Source organism: Formosa sp. Hel1_33_131 (assembly GCF_001735745.1).
GTDB lineage: Bacteria > Bacteroidota > Bacteroidia > Flavobacteriales > Flavobacteriaceae > Hel1-33-131.
The window spans coordinates 836,241-853,435 of the sequence record NZ_CP017260.1 but is presented as its reverse complement, the minus strand read 5'-3'; the positions used below and the strand labels follow the sequence as shown (position 1 = coordinate 853,435).

The 17,195-nt window shown below is 39.6% G+C and carries 13 protein-coding genes and 1 pseudogene; 7 read left to right on the top strand and 7 right to left on the bottom strand.

Features of this window, described 5'->3' with window-relative positions:
* Nucleotides 1–36: 36 nt before the first annotated feature.
* Genes alaS through FORMB_RS03730 form a run of 4 tightly spaced genes read left to right on the top strand, consistent with a single transcriptional unit; the run spans nucleotide 37 to nucleotide 5,512 of the window.
* Nucleotides 37–2,649: an alanine--tRNA ligase gene (gene alaS, locus FORMB_RS03745; RefSeq protein WP_069676180.1), complete on the top strand. Its 2,613-nt coding sequence runs from the start codon at nucleotides 37–39 to the stop codon at nucleotides 2,647–2,649.
* A gap of 9 nt (nucleotides 2,650–2,658) precedes the next feature.
* Nucleotides 2,659–3,606, top strand: coding sequence for a GSCFA domain-containing protein (locus FORMB_RS03740; protein ID WP_069676179.1), 948 nt, complete (start codon nucleotides 2,659–2,661; stop codon nucleotides 3,604–3,606).
* A gap of 56 nt (nucleotides 3,607–3,662) precedes the next feature.
* Nucleotides 3,663–4,415 carry an enoyl-CoA hydratase/isomerase family protein gene (locus tag FORMB_RS03735; protein ID WP_069676178.1) on the top strand — a complete coding sequence of 251 codons (753 nt, stop codon included), beginning with the start codon at nucleotides 3,663–3,665 and terminating at the stop codon, nucleotides 4,413–4,415.
* Nucleotides 4,416–4,453: 38 nt separating this feature from the next.
* The gene (locus tag FORMB_RS03730) at nucleotides 4,454–5,512 is read left to right on the top strand and encodes a branched-chain amino acid aminotransferase (RefSeq protein WP_069676177.1); all 1,059 of its coding nucleotides are present in this window, start codon (nucleotides 4,454–4,456) and stop codon (nucleotides 5,510–5,512) included.
* On the opposite strand, the gene FORMB_RS03725 is transcribed toward FORMB_RS03730, so the two are convergent.
* The 4 genes from FORMB_RS03725 to gcvP are packed head-to-tail and all read right to left on the bottom strand — an operon-like array spanning nucleotide 5,496 to nucleotide 10,794.
* A complete protein-coding gene (locus FORMB_RS03725; protein WP_069676176.1) occupies nucleotides 5,496–6,353 on the bottom strand; it encodes a glycosyltransferase family 2 protein in 858 nt (285 codons plus the stop codon). The genes FORMB_RS03730 and FORMB_RS03725 overlap by 17 nt on opposite strands.
* Nucleotides 6,350–6,871 carry a methyltransferase gene (locus tag FORMB_RS03720; RefSeq protein ID WP_069676175.1) on the bottom strand — a complete coding sequence of 174 codons (522 nt, stop codon included), beginning with the start codon at nucleotides 6,869–6,871 and terminating at the stop codon, nucleotides 6,350–6,352. Before FORMB_RS03720 ends, FORMB_RS03725 begins: the two co-directional genes overlap by 4 nt.
* 1 nt (nucleotide 6,872) lies before the next feature.
* Nucleotides 6,873–7,931: a 3-oxoacyl-ACP synthase III family protein gene (locus FORMB_RS03715; protein WP_069677884.1), complete on the bottom strand. Its 1,059-nt coding sequence runs from the start codon at nucleotides 7,929–7,931 to the stop codon at nucleotides 6,873–6,875.
* A gap of 10 nt (nucleotides 7,932–7,941) precedes the next feature.
* The gene (gene gcvP, locus FORMB_RS03710; RefSeq protein WP_069676174.1) at nucleotides 7,942–10,794 is read right to left on the bottom strand and encodes an aminomethyl-transferring glycine dehydrogenase; all 2,853 of its coding nucleotides are present in this window, start codon (nucleotides 10,792–10,794) and stop codon (nucleotides 7,942–7,944) included.
* 118 nt (nucleotides 10,795–10,912) lie between these two features.
* Between gcvP and FORMB_RS03705 the strand changes: the two genes are divergently transcribed.
* Entirely contained in the window at nucleotides 10,913–11,746 is an 834-nt protein-coding gene (locus FORMB_RS03705) for a hypothetical protein (protein ID WP_069676173.1), read from the top strand.
* Here the strand turns inward: FORMB_RS03705 and FORMB_RS03700 are convergent.
* From FORMB_RS03700 to FORMB_RS03690, 3 genes are read right to left on the bottom strand one after another with little or no spacing between them, the layout of a single operon-like run.
* On the bottom strand, nucleotides 11,729–13,759 hold the full coding sequence (locus tag FORMB_RS03700) for a M3 family metallopeptidase (protein WP_069676172.1): 2,031 nt from the start codon (nucleotides 13,757–13,759) through the stop codon (nucleotides 11,729–11,731). The two genes, FORMB_RS03705 and FORMB_RS03700, sit on opposite strands and share 18 nt — an antisense overlap.
* Before the next feature lie 20 nt (nucleotides 13,760–13,779).
* Nucleotides 13,780–14,265, bottom strand: a complete 486-nt coding sequence (gene purE / locus FORMB_RS03695; RefSeq protein ID WP_069676171.1) for a 5-(carboxyamino)imidazole ribonucleotide mutase — start codon at nucleotides 14,263–14,265, stop codon at nucleotides 13,780–13,782.
* Between the two features lies 1 nt (nucleotide 14,266).
* A complete protein-coding gene (locus FORMB_RS03690) occupies nucleotides 14,267–15,421 on the bottom strand; it encodes a 5-(carboxyamino)imidazole ribonucleotide synthase (RefSeq protein WP_069676170.1) in 1,155 nt (384 codons plus the stop codon).
* 182 nt (nucleotides 15,422–15,603) lie between these two features.
* Between FORMB_RS03690 and FORMB_RS03685 the strand changes: the two are divergent.
* Nucleotides 15,604–16,176, top strand: a pseudogene (locus FORMB_RS03685) (adenylate kinase); the annotation flags it as partial.
* A 15-nt stretch (nucleotides 16,177–16,191) separates the two neighbouring features.
* Nucleotides 16,192–17,190: a GTPase ObgE gene (gene obgE / locus FORMB_RS03680; protein ID WP_069676168.1), complete on the top strand. Its 999-nt coding sequence runs from the start codon at nucleotides 16,192–16,194 to the stop codon at nucleotides 17,188–17,190.
* Nucleotides 17,191–17,195 lie beyond the last annotated feature (5 nt).

The window sequence follows — 17,195 nt, the reverse complement described above, 5'->3', positions numbered from 1 at the left end:
AAAAACAAATTATTACACTAAGCTTAACATTTTTGCATGAAATCTCAAGATATAAGATCTCAATTTTTAGCCTTTTTTGAATCCAAAAAACACCAGGTTTTACAATCGGCACCAATGGTCGTTAAAGACGATCCTTCTCTGTTATTTGTCAATTCGGGGATGGCACCATTCAAAGCATTTTTTCTCGGGCAAGGAACTCCACCAAAGAATCGAATTACCGACACTCAAAAATGTTTAAGAGTTTCAGGAAAACACAATGATTTGGAAGAAGTGGGGTATGACACCTACCACCACACTCTTTTTGAAATGTTAGGAAACTGGAGTTTTGGAGATTATTTCAAAAAAGAAGCCATAGAATGGGCGTGGGAATTATTGACCGAGGTCTATAAAATAGATAAAGAAATTCTGTACGTGACCGTATTTGAAGGCAGTAAAGACGATGGCACTACGCTTGATTCTGAAGCCTACGATTTATGGAAAGCATTGATTCCTGAGGATCGTATTTTGATGGGAAACAAAAACGATAATTTTTGGGAAATGGGCGAACAAGGGCCTTGTGGACCTTGTAGCGAAATTCATGTGGACATTCGTTCTAAAGAAGAAAAAGCGAAAACTCCAGGTCAAGAATTAATCAATAAAGACCATCCTCAAGTGGTAGAGATTTGGAACCTCGTTTTTATGGAATTTAACCGTAAAGCAAACGGAAGTTTAGAACCGTTGCCTCATAAACATATCGATACAGGGATGGGTTTTGAACGCCTTTGTATGGTGCTTCAAAATGTAACGTCCAATTATGACACCGATGTTTTTACTCCTATTATTCGAGAGATTGAAACCATTTCTGGAAATGATTACGGAAAACAACTCAAACAAGATATTGCCATTCGTGTGATTTCTGACCATGTCAGAGCAGTTGCTTTTTCAATCGCAGATGGACAATTACCAAGCAATACTGGAGCAGGTTATGTGATTCGTAGAATCTTGAGACGTGCCGTCCGTTATGGGTTTACATTTTTGGACCTTAAAGAGCCATTTATGTACCGTTTGGTTTCCGTATTAACCAAACAAATGGGAACCGTTTTCCCAGAACTTTTGGCTCAAAAACAATTAATACAAAACGTGATTAAAGAAGAGGAAGCATCTTTTTTAAGAACGCTTGACCAAGGGTTGGTATTGTTAGACCGTATTATAGAAACCACCAAAGGCGCGCATGTTTCTGGCGATAAAGCCTTTGAATTGTACGATACTTATGGGTTTCCTGTAGATTTAACTGCACTGATTCTGAGTGAAAAAAATAGGACCTTGGATACGGTTGGTTTTGAAGAAGAACTTCAAAAACAAAAAACCCGTTCCAGAGCAGCGAGTGAAGTTTCTACGGAAGATTGGACCGTCCTCCTAGACGATGATGTACAAGAATTTGTAGGCTATGATGTATTAAAAACCTCCGTTAAACTCACAAAATACAGAAAAGTAACCTCTGTGAAAGATGGCGAACAATACCAGTTAGTATTTAATCTCACGCCGTTCTACTCAGAAAGTGGTGGACAGGTTGGAGATAAAGGCTATTTAGAAGCCGCGAACGGAGATGTTGTTTATATTCTTGATACCAAGAAAGAAAACAATGTAGCCATTCATATCGCAAAGCATTTACCTAAAAACCTTACAGATACGTTTACGGCAGTGGTGGATACAAATCAACGATTCCGTACCGAATGTAACCATACAGCAACTCATTTACTACACCAGGCTTTGAGAGAAGTTTTAGGAACACATGTGGAACAAAAAGGATCGGCAGTGCATTCGAAATATCTGCGATTTGATTTTTCTCATTTTGCAAAAATAACGACTGAGGAATTAAAAGATATTGAAAGTTTTGTGAATGCCCGAATTGAAGGAAAATTAGATTTAGAAGAACGTCGTGCAGTACCAATGGAACAAGCAGTTTCCGAAGGTGCCATGGCACTTTTTGGTGAAAAATATGGCGATGTAGTTCGCACCATTCGTTTTGGGAATTCGATCGAATTATGTGGAGGAACCCATGTTAAAAATACCGCAGATATATGGCATTTTAAAATCAAATCCGAAGGAGCTGTAGCCTCTGGAATTCGTCGTATTGAAGCCATCACTAATGATGCTGCAAAAGAATTTTATGTTCGAAGTAATGCAAGCTTTGATCAAATCAAATTAGCACTTAACAATTCGAGTGATCCCGTTAAATCTTTGGGCGATTTAAAATCTGAAAATTCTAAACTCAAAAAACAAATTGAATCCCTTTTGAAAGACAAGGCAGCGTCTATGAAAGGAAATTTAAAAGATGAAATAGAAACGATCAATGGGATTCAGTTTTTAGCGAAATTGGTAGATTTAGACGCTACAGGCATCAAAGATTTGTCATTTGAAATAGGGCAGGAGTTTGATAATTGCGTCTTGATTTTTGGTACAGAAAACCAAGGAAAAGCCTTGTTGTCTTGTTATGTTTCAAAAGGATTGGTAACGTCTAAAGGGCTGAATGCAGGCACCATTGTGCGCGAACTTGGAAAATACATTCAAGGCGGCGGCGGCGGACAACCGTTTTATGCAACTGCAGGAGGAAAGAACCCAGCGGGACTTCCTGAGGCTTTAGAAAAAGCCAAATCCTACATCCTATAATCTAAGCAGGTGAAACTTCAAACGCAACTCCCTCTAGAGAAACAAGCATCCGCCATTGATTACCATTCAAAATTGGTTTTGTTGGGATCCTGTTTCGCTGAAAATATAGCGGAGAAGTTTTCCTATTATAAATTTCAAAATGAGGTGAATCCCTTAGGTGTGTTGTTTCATCCTGTTGCGATTTTAGATTTACTTACGAGGGCACATCAAAATACTCCTTACACTGAAAACGATGTTTTTTTTAGTAACGGCTGTTGGCAAAGCTTTCGAGCGCATTCGCGATTGAATTCAACGTCTCAAGCTGAAATTTTAGAGCGATTAAATACGGCTTTGAAATTAACTCAAAACCAATTAAAAAGTGCGTCGCATGTCATTCTAACTTTTGGAACAGCATGGATTTATGAACACATTGAGTCAAAAACCACTGTAGCAAACTGTCATAAACAACCTCAAAAAGAATTTAAAAAATCTATTTTAAGCGTCGATCAACTTCAAGATACTTTTGAATCTATTATTTCAACACTAAAATCGTTTCACCCTCATGTGTCATTAGTGTTTTCAATTTCTCCCGTTCGACACCTCAAAGACGGTTTTGTAGAAAACAATCAAAGTAAAGCTCATCTGATGGCGGCACTTCATTCTGTGATCAACCCATCTAAAAATACACATTACTTCCCTTCCTATGAGTTGCTAATGGACGAGCTTCGAGATTACCGCTTTTACAAAGAAGACATGGTACATCCGAATCCTATCGCCATCAATTATATTTGGAAAAAATTTCAATCCATTTGGATAGACGCGGAGGCAACTCCCATAATGCAAGACGTGAATCAACTACAAAAAGGTCTTGCTCACAAACCATTTAACCCATCCGCAACAGAGCATAAGTTATTTTTATCAACTTTAACTAAGAAGGCGCAAGCCTTAGAGTCTCGGTTTCCATTTATGAAGTTTTAGGGAGATAGATAAAACCCTAAAATTCTAGTATATTAGCCTAAACAAATTCAGCGAATATGTCAACTTCTTACGTACACTTAAAGGTCGAAAATAAAGTCGGTTATATTGAATTTTATAACCCGCCTCACAATGCTTTGCCATCAGAAATGTTAGCAAGGCTTATGGAATTAATCGAAACGGCCGGTGCAGATCCATCCGTTGCAGTGATTGTTCTTAAAAGTGGAGGTGATCGCACCTTTTGTGCAGGTGCAAGTTTTGAAGAATTGATTGCAATTTCAAACCCCCACCAAGGAGCGGAATTCTTTGAAGGCTTTGCCAATGTGATTAATGCCCTTCGTAACTGTCCTAAAATCACAATTGGTCGTGTGCAAGGAAAAGCAGTTGGCGGTGGAGTTGGATTGGCAGCAGCAACCGATTATTGTATGGCAACGACCCATTCAGAAATAAAACTAAGTGAACTCACTATTGGTATTGGTCCATTTGTGATTGAACCCGCAGTCACCCGTAAAATAGGATTGAGTGCCATGTCTCAATTAAGTTTGGAAGCTTCTAGATTTTTCTCGGCGCAATGGGCGCAGGAAAAAGGATTGTTCATGAAAGTTTGTCCTTCCATAGGTGCTTTAGATACCGAAGTAAGTTTGCTAGCAGCACAACTGTGCGCATACAATCCGGAGGCCCTTCAAAAATTAAAAAAAACTTTTTGGGAAGGTACCGAACATTGGGGTGAATTATTAAACGAACGCGCCTCCGTAAGTGGTCGCTTGGTGTTAAGTGATTTTACAAAAACACAATTAAAAAAGTATAAATAAGTTCATAGTTTAACCTCATTTTAAAACGCATCAAATCCATGTCAAATACAATTTCAATCACCACAGTTAAGGAGTCAAAAGTCGATACGCTTGATTTTGATACGATCGCCTTAGGGCGTACGTTTACAGATCATATGTTTGTGTGTGACTATAAAGACGGACAATGGGAAAACCCCAGAATCACCCCAATGGAAGTGATTCCAATGCATCCCGCCTGTATGGCATTGCATTATGGACAGGCCTTATTTGAAGGCATGAAAGCAACACTCGGTACTACAGGAGCACCCTTATTATTTCGTCCCGAAAAAAATGCCGAACGTCTTAATTTTAGTGCCCGCCGTTTGGGGATGCCTGAGTTTTCTGAAACACTGTTTGTAGATGCCTTGAAACAATTGGTGCATCTAGATCAAAAATGGATTCCACCACACGAAGGAAGCGCCTTGTATCTGCGTCCTTTTATGTTTGCCGATGAAGCCTTTATTGGGATGCGCGCTGCCAATTCTTATAAATTTATTGTGATGGCATCCCCATCGAAGCCTATCTACACCAACCGCGTCCGTTTGTATGCGGAGACCACTTATATCCGTGCAGCACATGGCGGGACAGGAGAAGCCAAAGCAGCAGGAAATTATGCCGCTGCCGTGCTTCCTACTGAAATTGCTAAATCCAAAGGATTTGACCAAGTACTTTGGTTAGATGCCAACGAATTTAAGTACATTCAAGAAGTAGGAACCATGAACATTTTTTTTAAGATTAATGGCGCATTTGTCACCCCTTCTTTAGATGGCTCGATTTTAGCAGGCATTACACGTATGAGTGTCATTGATTTTTTACGTCATAAAGGCTATGAAGTGGTTGAACGTCCCATTACGATTGATGAGGTGATTGAAGCCTCTAGCAACGGTGAATTAGAAGAAGCATTTGGATCAGGCACGGCCGTTGGTATTGCAATGATTCAAGAAATTGGATATAAAGATACCTTGATTCATGTGTCTGATACAAGTCCTGTGGGACAATTGGTTTTGGATACGATTAACGGCGTTCGAATTGGAACACTCCCCGACGAATTGAATTGGATGGTTAGCGTAGAAGCTTAAACTTTCGTTTGATATTTTTCCAGCGATACCCTCTTACAAAAGCCCCTTGATCTGCATCAATCAAAAAAGGTTCTTTCTGATTAGCTGCTTTAATATACCCTGCGATATAATCCCAAAAAAGATGGATGCGTCGTTTTTTGTAAGCTAATTTGAGAGCGGATAAAAACGCCAAAGTAAATCCGTAGCGCATTTTATACAGAGCAGTTCCCTGCAAATGTTTAGCACTTTTGTTATAATTAGCTCCTGTTGGTTTGAGATGTTTTACGTGCAAAGAGGCGTCCGTTTCAAACTCCCAGTTGTAGTAAAGTGCCAACAATTCATCAATGGTGTCCCAACCCATCGATTTTTTGAGGCCTCCAATATCTGAAAAACACGCTTTTCTATAGGCTTTCAGTCCTCCTCGAATGTGATCTTTGGAAGTTAGATCTTCCAACACCCAAATTCCATTTTGTTCTATATAACAATGCCCTGCGACCATGCCCAAATGCGAATTTTTTTGGTAATGCTTTGCGAGGGTTTCTAAATAATTTTCAGGGAATATCACATCTGCATCGAATTTACAAATGACATCGTATTCTGAATCCAATGAGTCATACCCTTTATAAAAAGCATTGATGATTTTCTCACCGGGTAAGTGTGCTTCCGATGAGGTGTTTGAAACCAACGAAATCCAAGGGTGTTGTTTGGATAAATTAGTTACAATGGCCGCTGTGTCATCTGTTGAGTTGTCGTCCACCACCACAATTTTGGCAGGGCATAAACTTTGGTTTATAAGCGATTGGAGGGTTTTACCAATAAAATCAGCTTCATTATGGGCCGGTATGACGATGTAAAACTTCAAATTCTTTCAGCGTAAACAATATAATATCGAGGTGTAAACCAACGGAGTAAAGGTCGAAATCCAATTTTCTTGGTGGGGTTGGTCCATTTTTCCGTCGCGATAATTTTCCAGCCAGCTTTTTCTAACAACCAGTCAAACTGCCAAGATTCAAACTCATGAAAATGACGGTCTCTCGGATCGGTTTTACTGCGGTAGGCAGTTGCAAACCACAATCGGAGTGGAATACTGGCGACTAATTTTTCTGCCTTGATATTTTTTAAAACTGTAAAAGGCGATACTAAATGTTCAAAAATTTCAAAGGCGGTCACCACATCGGAAGTATCCGTTTCGAGTGTGTTCGTATTGACATCCAAATCTTCCCCAGAAGTATTACTCACTGTATAGCCTTCCGTTTTCAGAAGTTCAGACAATGGGTTTTCAACCCCTAAATCCAAAATGGTTTCTGTTGGTGCTATGTGTTGTTTAAGAAAATCGAGCGTGTGCTTGTAGCGTTTCTTAGGAAAATTATTGGCGTACATATTAGTATTTATAAGTGATAGCGTTGATGTGCATTCCTGCACCGACGCTAGCAAATATAACAATATCTCCTTTATTAAGTTCGTGTCCTTCCATTTGACCACTTTTGATGAGGTCCAATAAGGTCGGCACCGTTGCGACCGAACTGTTTCCTAATTTATGAATACTCATCGGCATGATGCCTTCTGGAACAGGGGTTTTATAAAGTCTATAGAAACGATTTACAATCGCCTCGTCCATTTTTTCATTTGCTTGGTGAATCAATATTTTCTTCACATCCTTGATGTCCATACCACTGTTGTCCAAACAGGTTTTCATGGCGGCAGGAACATTTGATAAAGCGAATTCATAAATTTTACGACCGTACATTTTTATGAAACGGTTGCCATCTTCTAAGGACTTGTTATTTGAACAACCGAAGAATAAATGATACACTTCGTCATGTGTGTAAGAAGCCGATTCATGAGATAATATTCCGCCGTCTTCTTCTGCTAATTCGATGATCGTAGCACCTGCGCCATCTGAATAAATCATAGAATCCCGGTCGTGTGGATCGACCACTCTTGAGAGTGTTTCTGCGCCGATGACCAAGCATCGTTTTGCCATCCCCGCTTTGATAAAAGCTTGCGCTTGAATGACGCCTTCAATCCAACCCGGACATCCAAAAAGAATATCATAAGCCACACATTTTGGATTTTTTATTTTTAAACTGTTTTTGACACGCGCCGCTAAACAGGGTAAAATATCACTTTGAATGGAACCCGATTTGACATCTCCAAAATTATGCGCAAGTATGATGTAGTCCAAGGTTTCTGGGTCAATGCCTGCATCTGCAATGGCTTTTTCAGCGGCCAACGCTCCAAGGTCAGAAGCCGTTAGATGGTCTTCTGCATAGCGGCGTTCGGAAATACCGGTGATGGCTTTAAATTTCTCTACAATGACCTCATTAGAGGAGTGGATTTCAGATCCATCAATGTTTAAAAATGAATGGTCTTTAAATGCCTCATTTTTCTGTACTATTTTTGGAATGTAACTCCCGACTCCTGTAATTCTGATATTCATAAGGTGTGTATTAAGCTTCTTCATATGCCTCAATTGGCGCACATGTACATATTAAATTTCGATCGCCATAAGCGTCATCTACACGACGGACAGACGGCCAAAATTTATCTTCTTTTATATAATTTAATGGGAATGCGGCAACGGCTCTGCTGTAAGGAAATTCCCAAACATCCTTGGTGAGCATTTCTTGTGTGTGCGGTGCATTTTTTAGGGGATTGTTGGGCTGGTCTTTACTCGCTGCTTCAATCTCTTTTCTAATGGCAATCATAGCGTCACAAAAACGATCCATTTCCGCTTTGCCTTCACTTTCTGTAGGCTCAATCATCATAGTGCCAGCAACTGGAAAAGATACTGTAGGCGCATGAAATCCGAAGTCCATAAGTCGTTTGGCGATGTCCACCACTTCAATACCGTTGGCTTTAAAATCACGACAATCAATAATCATTTCGTGAGCTGCACGTCCGCGTTCACCAGAGTATAAAGTATCGTAATGTCCCTGAAGCCGTTCTTTGATATAGTTGGCATTTAGGATGGCAATTTCCGTAGAATCGGTCAATCCTTTAGCACCTAACATTTTGATGTATCCATAAGAAATCAAACAGGCTAAGGACGATCCAAAGGGGGCTCCAGAAATGGAGTCAATGGCGTCTGTTCCTCCCGTTTCAATCAATGGATTTCCGGGTAAAAAGGGTGTTAATTGTTTGGCAACACAGATGGGACCAACTCCAGGACCGCCACCACCATGTGGAATGGCAAAGGTTTTATGAAGGTTCAAATGGCATACATCGGCACCAATATTCCCAGGATTCGTCAAACCTACTTGCGCATTCATATTGGCACCATCCATATAAACCTGTCCACCATTATCGTGAATGATTTGAGTAATTTCTTTAATCGCAGATTCATACACCCCGTGGGTTGATGGATACGTGACCATCAAAGCGGCTAAATTATCTTTATGAAGCGTTGCTTTTTCTCTTAAATCCTCTACATCAATATTTCCGTTTTCAGATGATTTTGTCACGACGACTTTCATTCCTGCCATCACAGCACTTGCGGGATTGGTTCCGTGTGCAGACGATGGAATGATGCAGATTTTTCGGTGTGCATCGCCTCTCGATTTATGATAAGCTCTGATCACCATCAGTCCAGCAAATTCTCCTTGGGCTCCAGAATTGGGTTGAAGGGACGTCCCTGCAAATCCTGTAATCTCGGTGAGTTGTTCTTCGAGTTTGGCGAGCATGGTTCGGTAGCCTTCCACTTGATTTAGTGGGGCAAATGGGTGGATATTCCCCCAATTTGGCCAGCTCAAAGGCAACATTTCTACAGCAGCATTGAGTTTCATTGTACAAGATCCCAATGAAATCATAGAGAAATTTAAAGATAAATCTTTGCGTTCCAAACGTTTTATATAACGCATCAATTCCGTTTCTGAATGGTGACTGTTAAAAATCACATTTGTCATGAAATCAGAATGACGTTGTGCCGCTTCTGGAATTCTTATGTTTGAACTCAGTGTTTCAATTTGAGTTGTTTCTTTGCTGTAAACCTCTGCAAAAATGGAGAGTATCAGATTAAGATCTGAAAGTGTGGTTGTTTCATTGATTGAGATAGAAACGGTTGTTGCATCGGGGTAATAAAAATTAACTTCTTTTTGTTCTGCTTTAGTTTTAAGATCTATGTTCTCAGGAATCCTAACTTGAATGGTGTCAAAAAAGGAGTTGTGCACTAAGTTAAATTCTAAATTCTCCAAAGCATCTGCTAATGTGGTAGCTGTATTATGAACTTTATTCGCAATATATTTCAGGCCTTTAGGTCCGTGATATACGGCATACATTCCTGCCATGACGGCAAGCAATACTTGTGCAGTACAGATATTGGAAGTAGCTCGGTCTCTTTTGATGTGTTGTTCGCGGGTTTGAAGCGCCATTCGCATGGCACGATTGCCATCCATATCTTTGGTGACCCCTATAATTCTTCCGGGGATAAAACGTTTATACGCTTCTTTTGTGGCAAAATAGGCGGCGTGTGGTCCACCATACCCCATAGGAATTCCAAAACGTTGTGTGGTTCCCACCACCACATCTGCACCAAATTTACCTGGAGCTTCTAAAGCAACCAAGCTAAGGATATCTGCTGCAACGGCTACTTTTATATCGTTTTCATTCGCCTTAGAAATAAAAGGCTGCAATTCCATAATGACCCCTGATTTCCCAGGGTATTGAAGCAATGCACCAAAAAATTCGGATGAAAAATCAAAATCGTCAACAGCACCTAACACCAATTCAATTCCAATTGGAGTTGCGCGTGTTTTTAAGACGGAGAGCGTTTGAGGCAATACCTCGTCAGAAACAAAAAACTTTACAGTCCCTGCTTTTGCTTGTGGCTTTGGACGCACTGCAAACAACAGAGCCATGGCTTCGGCAGCAGCTGTACTTTCATCCAATAAAGAGGCATTGGCGAGTTCCATTCCCGTCAAGTCAGAAATCATGGTTTGGTAATTCAATAATGCTTCTAAACGGCCTTGAGCAATCTCAGCTTGGTAAGGCGTATAAGCCGTGTACCATCCTGGATTTTCTAAAATATTTCGTTGAATCACCGCAGGAAGGTTGGAAGGGTAGTAGCCCATTCCAATATAAGATTTAAAAACCTTATTTTTCGAAGCCAGTTGATGAATGTGTTCAAGGTATTCTTGCTCACTTAAAGGCGCTTCCAAATTTAGAGGCGACTGAAGTCGAATGTTATCAGGAACGGTTTCGCTGATCAATGCTTCAATAGAAGTTGCACCAACAACCTGTAACATTTCGTTACAGTGTGCTTCTCTTGGTCCAATATGTCTTAGGGCAAATACATCTGTTTTCATCTTGTAGGGATCTTAAATAAAGAACAAAACTAAGGAATTTAAAAAGGTTTTAAATCACTTAAAATGAAAGTTATCAAACAAATAAAAGGGTTATTAACAGTTTGCCTATTTTTGTGCCATGACTTTGTTCAAACGCTTCCTAGATTTCTATATAAATAGCAGTATGCATGTGGCACTCGCCGTGCTTTCATTTTGCATTTTAACGGCGTGTGAGTTGGGTTTAGAGATCTCTATAAATTTTTATACTGCTGTTTTTTTCGCTTCTGTTGCAGGGTATAATTTTGTCAAGTATTTTGGGCTTACAAAGTTTTATTACCGCTCTCTTACCACCAAATTAAAATACATTCAATTGGTGTCTGTGTTGAGTTTGATCGGATTTGCATCTATTTTTTTTCTACTTCAGCTAAGCAGTCAAATTCTCTTTGTAATTTTGGGGTTGATTACTTTTTTATATGCGATTCCAATGGGTGTCAAAACACCTAAAAACTTAAGGTCTATTGGAGGGGTTAAAATTTATATTATTGCATTGGTTTGGGCGATGGCTACGGTGGTATTACCTGTTTTAGAGTCCCAACAAACATTCGTTTTTGATCATTGGATTTTGGGGGTGCAGCGCACGTTTATTGTCATTATACTGATGCTTCCTTTTGAGATTCGCGATTTGGATACAGACCAACTTCATCTATCCACTATTCCACAAAAAATTGGAATTCCATACACTAAAATTATTGGCTATGCCATGTTGGGAGATACGATTTTGCTAGAGTTTTTCAAACATGAATTTAACCAAAATAATTTTTTAATATTGATTTCCTCAGTCGCTCTATTGGCAGTGTTTTTAGCGAAAAGCACCAAGAAAAAAAGCCGCTATTACACCGCTTTTTGGGTGGAATCTGTTCCGATTCTAGTGCTTATTTTTGTGGTTGTTTTGACCCTAATTCAAAAGACCTGACCGTTTTAGCAAGGCTTCTGCTTTTGGTTTCTGACCACGAAATTTTACATACAATTCTAAAGGGTCTTGCGTTCCACCTTTACTCAATACATGTGTTTTGAAAGCGGCTGCAATTTCAGGATCAAAAAGATCATTTTCTTTAAAATATTCAAAGGCATCGGCATCTAAAACTTCTGCCCATTTGTAGCTGTAATATCCTGAGGAGTATCCCCCTTGAAAGATATGTGCAAAAGCTGTTGACATGCAATTTTCTGCCACATCTGGAAACAACTGCGTTTCTAGGAACGCTGCGGTTTCATGCTGCTTTACATTCGTTATTTCGGTTGGATCAACTCCGTGCCAGCTCATGTCTAATAAGCCAAAACTCAACTGTCTTAAGGTTTGCATTCCTTGTTGAAATGTTGAAGCCGCCTTGATCTTATCAATAAGTTCCATAGGGATGCTCTCGCCCGTTTTATAGTGCTTAGCAAAGAGCGCCAAGGCCTCTTTTTCATAACACCAATTTTCCATGATTTGACTCGGCAATTCTACAAAATCCCATGCTACACTAGTGCCGGATAAACTCGGATATATGGTGTCTGCTAACATTCCGTGAAGGGCGTGTCCAAATTCATGGAACAGTGTCGTCACTTCGTTAAAGGTGAGTAAAGATGGTTTTGTCGAAGTCGGTTTTGTGAAATTACAAACGATAGATACGTGAGGTCTTTCGTTTTTAGTGTTTTTTACATATTGAGATTTATAGGAGGTCATCCAAGCGCCATTGCGTTTCCCTGCTCTCGGGAAAAAATCTGCATAAAAAATGGCGACTAAATTTTGTTTTGAATCTTCTACTTTATAGGTCATCACATCTTTGTGATAGGTGTCAATAGTGTCCGTTTGTACAAACTGTAATCCAAATAATTTTTGTGCGACTGTAAAAGCCCCTTCAATCACATTTTCTAATTTGAAGTAAGGCTTCAGTTGTTCGTCATCAAAGTTGAAGCGTTCTTGCTTTAATTTTTCAGAGTAATAGGCACTGTCCCATTTTTCTAAACGATCAATGTTGTCTAAATTTTTGGCGAAATTTTCCAGTTCTTCAAACTCTTTTTTGGCTGCCGGCTGTGCTTTTTCCAAAAGGTCTTCTAAAAAAGTGCGCACCGTTTCAGGGGTTTTAGCCATCCGCTCTTCTAACACAAAATGCGCATGGGTTTCATATCCTAAAAGTTGAGCTCTTTTGTAACGTAATTGTGTAATTTTTAAAACAATGTCTTGGTTGTCTAAATTATCATTTTGGAATCCTTTTTGACCAAAGGCAAGGGCAAGTTGTTTTCTTAAGTTTCTATTTTTTGCGTAGGTCATAAAAGGCACATAGCTGGGATAATCGAGGGTGAGTAACCATCCTTTTTTATCTTTTTCTTCTGCCATTTGCTTGGCAGCTTCAATCGCGCCTTCTGGCAGTCCCTCTAAATCCGACACTTCCGTAATTAGAAGTTCATAGCGGTTGGTTTCTGCTAAAATATTTTCACCAAAGGTGAGTTGGAGTTGGCTTTGCTCTTTGTCAATCACGCGCAAAATTTCTTTTTGATCGGCGTTGAGGTTGGCACCATTTCTAGAAAAACCTTTGTATTTTTTATCTAAAAGTGTTTTTTGCTCTTCGGTTAATGAAAGTGATGCTTTGGTGTTGTAAACGGATTTCACCCGTTCAAAAAGAGCCGTATTTAAAGCGACATCATTTGAAAACTCCGTTAATAAAGGAGAGACTTCTTGAGCAATTTTTTGAATATCTTCGTTGGTTTCAGCGGCATTCAAATTAAAGAAAATGCTTGAAATTCGATCGAGTTGTTCGCCCGTATAGTCCAAGGCTTCAATTGTATTTTCAAACGTAGGGGCCGCTTTATTTTCAACAATTTGATCAATTTCTTTTTTAGCCGTTTCAATTGCTTTTACAAATGAAGGTAAAAATGCATCTGTTTTAATTTTCGAAAAAGGTGCGGTATTGTAAGGCGTGTCAAAACGCGAATCGAGTATGTTCATGTGAATTGTTTAGGGGAAACTTAGGATTTAATGTTCTTAGATGCTTCTAGGACTTTTAATTTCAAACCTTCTTTATATATTAAGATTTTGTCTAAAACACATGTGTCTGATGCTCCAATAATTTGTGCTGCTAAGATGCCTGCATTTTTAGCGCCATTTAGGGCGACAGTTGCTACAGGAACTCCTCCGGGCATTTGTAAAATGGATAGTATAGAATCCCATCCATCGATAGAATTGCTCGATTTTACGGGAACCCCAATAACGGGTAATGGACTTAACGAGGCAATCATTCCAGGTAAATGTGCAGCACCACCAGCGCCAGCAATGATGACTTTCAATCCACGCTGATGCGCTTTGGATCCGTAGTCAAATAACTTCTCGGGCGTACGGTGTGCGGAAACGATGTCCACTTCTACTTGGATGTCAAATCCTTCAAGAATTGCAATTGCTTCTTTCATGACAGGCATGTCGCTGTCGCTTCCCATAATGATTCCTACTTGTGCCATATTATTTACTTATTACTTTGATTGACTGTTTGACTTGTTGTGCGATTTCACGTGCAGTTTCGATATTTGGATGAACGATGGTCACATGTCCCATTTTCCGAAAAGGTCGTGTTTCTTTCTTCCCATAGATGTGTGGCGTGACGCCATCCATCTCCATCAATTTTTCTATATTTTCATAGACCACTTCTCCAGTGTGCCCTTCTGCTCCGACCAGATTAACCATCACACCACTGAGTTTATTTTCAGTGCTTCCCATTGGCAAGCCTAAAATCGCTCTAATGTGTTGTTCAAATTGAGAGGTATAACTGGCTTCAATGGTTTGGTGTCCTGAATTATGAGGTCTTGGTGCGACTTCGTTTATAATAATTTTATCGTCTTGTGTCAAAAATAGTTCGACGGCCAAAAGTCCTACGTGCTCAAATGCTGCGGATGTTTTTAAGGCGATTAGTTCTGCTTTGGCTGCGATTTCTTTAGAAATTCTAGCAGGGCATAACACATATTCGACTTGGTTGGCCTCTGGATGAAACTCCATTTCTACCACAGGATACACTTTCACATCCCCCTTTTCATTTCTTGCAACAATCACTGCCAATTCACTTTTGAATGGTATTAAATCTTCTGTAATGCACTCGACATTTGGCAATCCTTTCAAATCCTCTACGGAGCGCACAATTTTCACGCCAGTGCCGTCATATCCAAATTGAGCACTTTTCCACACAAATGGAAACTCAATACTGCTGTGCTCTAAGGATGTGGAAATTTCATCGGTATAAGCAAACCTTTTAAAAGGTGCTGTGGGTAAATTATGATCGATATAAAACAATTTTTGTTTTGCTTTATTCTGAATGGTTTCTAAGGTTTTTGAAGAAGGAAATACATTGACTCCTTCTTTTTCAAGTGCTTTGAGGGCATCAACATTGATATTTTCAATTTCGATGGTGAGGGTGTTTACTTTTTTGCCAAAATTATAAACGGTGCCATAATCCATCAAATCCCCTTGAAAGAATTCGTTACAGGCAAGTTTGCTTGGTGCTTCTGGGCTGGGATCTAAAACACAGGTATGAATGTCAAATTTTCGAGTGGTGTAAAGTAACATTTTCCCGAGCTGACCGCCACCTAAAATACCAAGTTTGAAGTTTGATGAGAAATACTCCATAGTATGATTTTCTTGAACGAATTTATAAATACACTACAAAAATACACTTAAATATGAAATCGAACACTAAAATCGGTCATCAAAACGAATCAAAACCTTTACAATTGATTATCTTTGCAGCCTGATTTTAGTTACTCACAACGACTCTTTTTAGATGTCAGCATTTTAAAGTTTGAATAAAAATGAAAAATTTAGTATTATTTGGCCCTCCGGGTGCTGGTAAAGGAACGCAAGCCGCTTTTTTAAAAGAGACCTATGGCTTGATTCATATTTCTACTGGAGATGTGTTTCGTTTTAATATTAAAAATGAAACCGAATTAGGAACCTTGGCCAAGTCTTTTATGGATAAAGGGGAGTTGGTTCCAGATCAAGTAACCATTGATATGCTCAGTGCAGAAGTGGCTAAAAACTTGGATTCAAAGGGGTTTATTTTTGATGGATTCCCTAGAAATGTTTTGCAAGCAGAAGCTTTAGATGCACTTTTAAAATCCTACGACACTCAAATTAGCGCAATGATTGCTTTGGAAGTGGATGATGAGGTTTTGGTGGGACGTCTTCTTAAACGTGGCGAAACAAGTGGGAGACCCGATGATGCCAACGATACAGTCGTAAGAAATAGAATAAAAATATATTACGCAGAAACAGCAATCTTGAAGTCGTACTATGCGGCGAAGGATCAATATTTTGGCGTGGATGGCGTAGGGTCTGTAGAAGACATCACGGTTCGATTGAATACAGTGATTAATACGCTGTAATATAACACTCATTAGATGACGGAAGGTAATTTTGTAGATTATGTAAAAATGTTTGCTTGCTCTGGTAGCGGAGGAAAAGGATCTGTACACCTTCATCGCGAGAAATTTATTACAAAAGGAGGTCCTGACGGAGGAGATGGTGGTCGTGGTGGCCATGTGATTGTTCGAGGAAACGAACATCTTTGGACGTTACATCACTTGAAATTCAAACGTCACTTTAGAGCTGGTCACGGGGGCAGTGGAAGTAAAAGTCGTAGTACGGGAGCCGATGGAGAAGATGTGTATGTTGATGTGCCTTTAGGAACCGTTCTTCGAGATACAGACACCAATGAAGTTCTTTTTGAAATTACAGAAAATCATGAAGAAGTCATCCTTTGTCAAGGCGGTAAAGGGGGTTTAGGAAATTGGAATTTTAGATCGTCCACCAACCAAACGCCACGCTACGCACAGCCTGGACTTCCGATGGAAGAAAAATATGTGACCATCGAACTCAAAATTTTAGCAGATGTGGGATTGGTTGGATTTCCAAATGCTGGAAAATCAACCTTATTATCTGTAGTCACTTCGGCGAAGCCAAAAATTGCCGATTATGAATTTACAACCTTAAAACCAAATTTAGGGATTGTCGAATATAGAGACTACCAATCATTTGTGATGGCTGACATTCCTGGAATTATAGAGGGTGCCGCCGAAGGAAAAGGATTGGGGCATTATTTTTTACGACATATCGAACGAAACTCCATTCTTTTGTTTTTGATCCCTGCCGATGCGGATGACATCAAAAAACAATACGATATTCTCTTAGATGAGTTGCGTCGTTACAATCCGGAGATGCTTGATAAAGACCGTCTGATTGCCATTTCAAAAAGTGACATGCTGGATGATGAATTAAAGGCAGAATTGACTGAAGAGTTGGAGGCAGAATTACCTATTGATTATTTGTTTATTTCATCGGTAGCACAAACAGGAATTGTTCAACTCAAAGATAGTTTGTGGGCAATGTTAAATCGTTAAAAAGT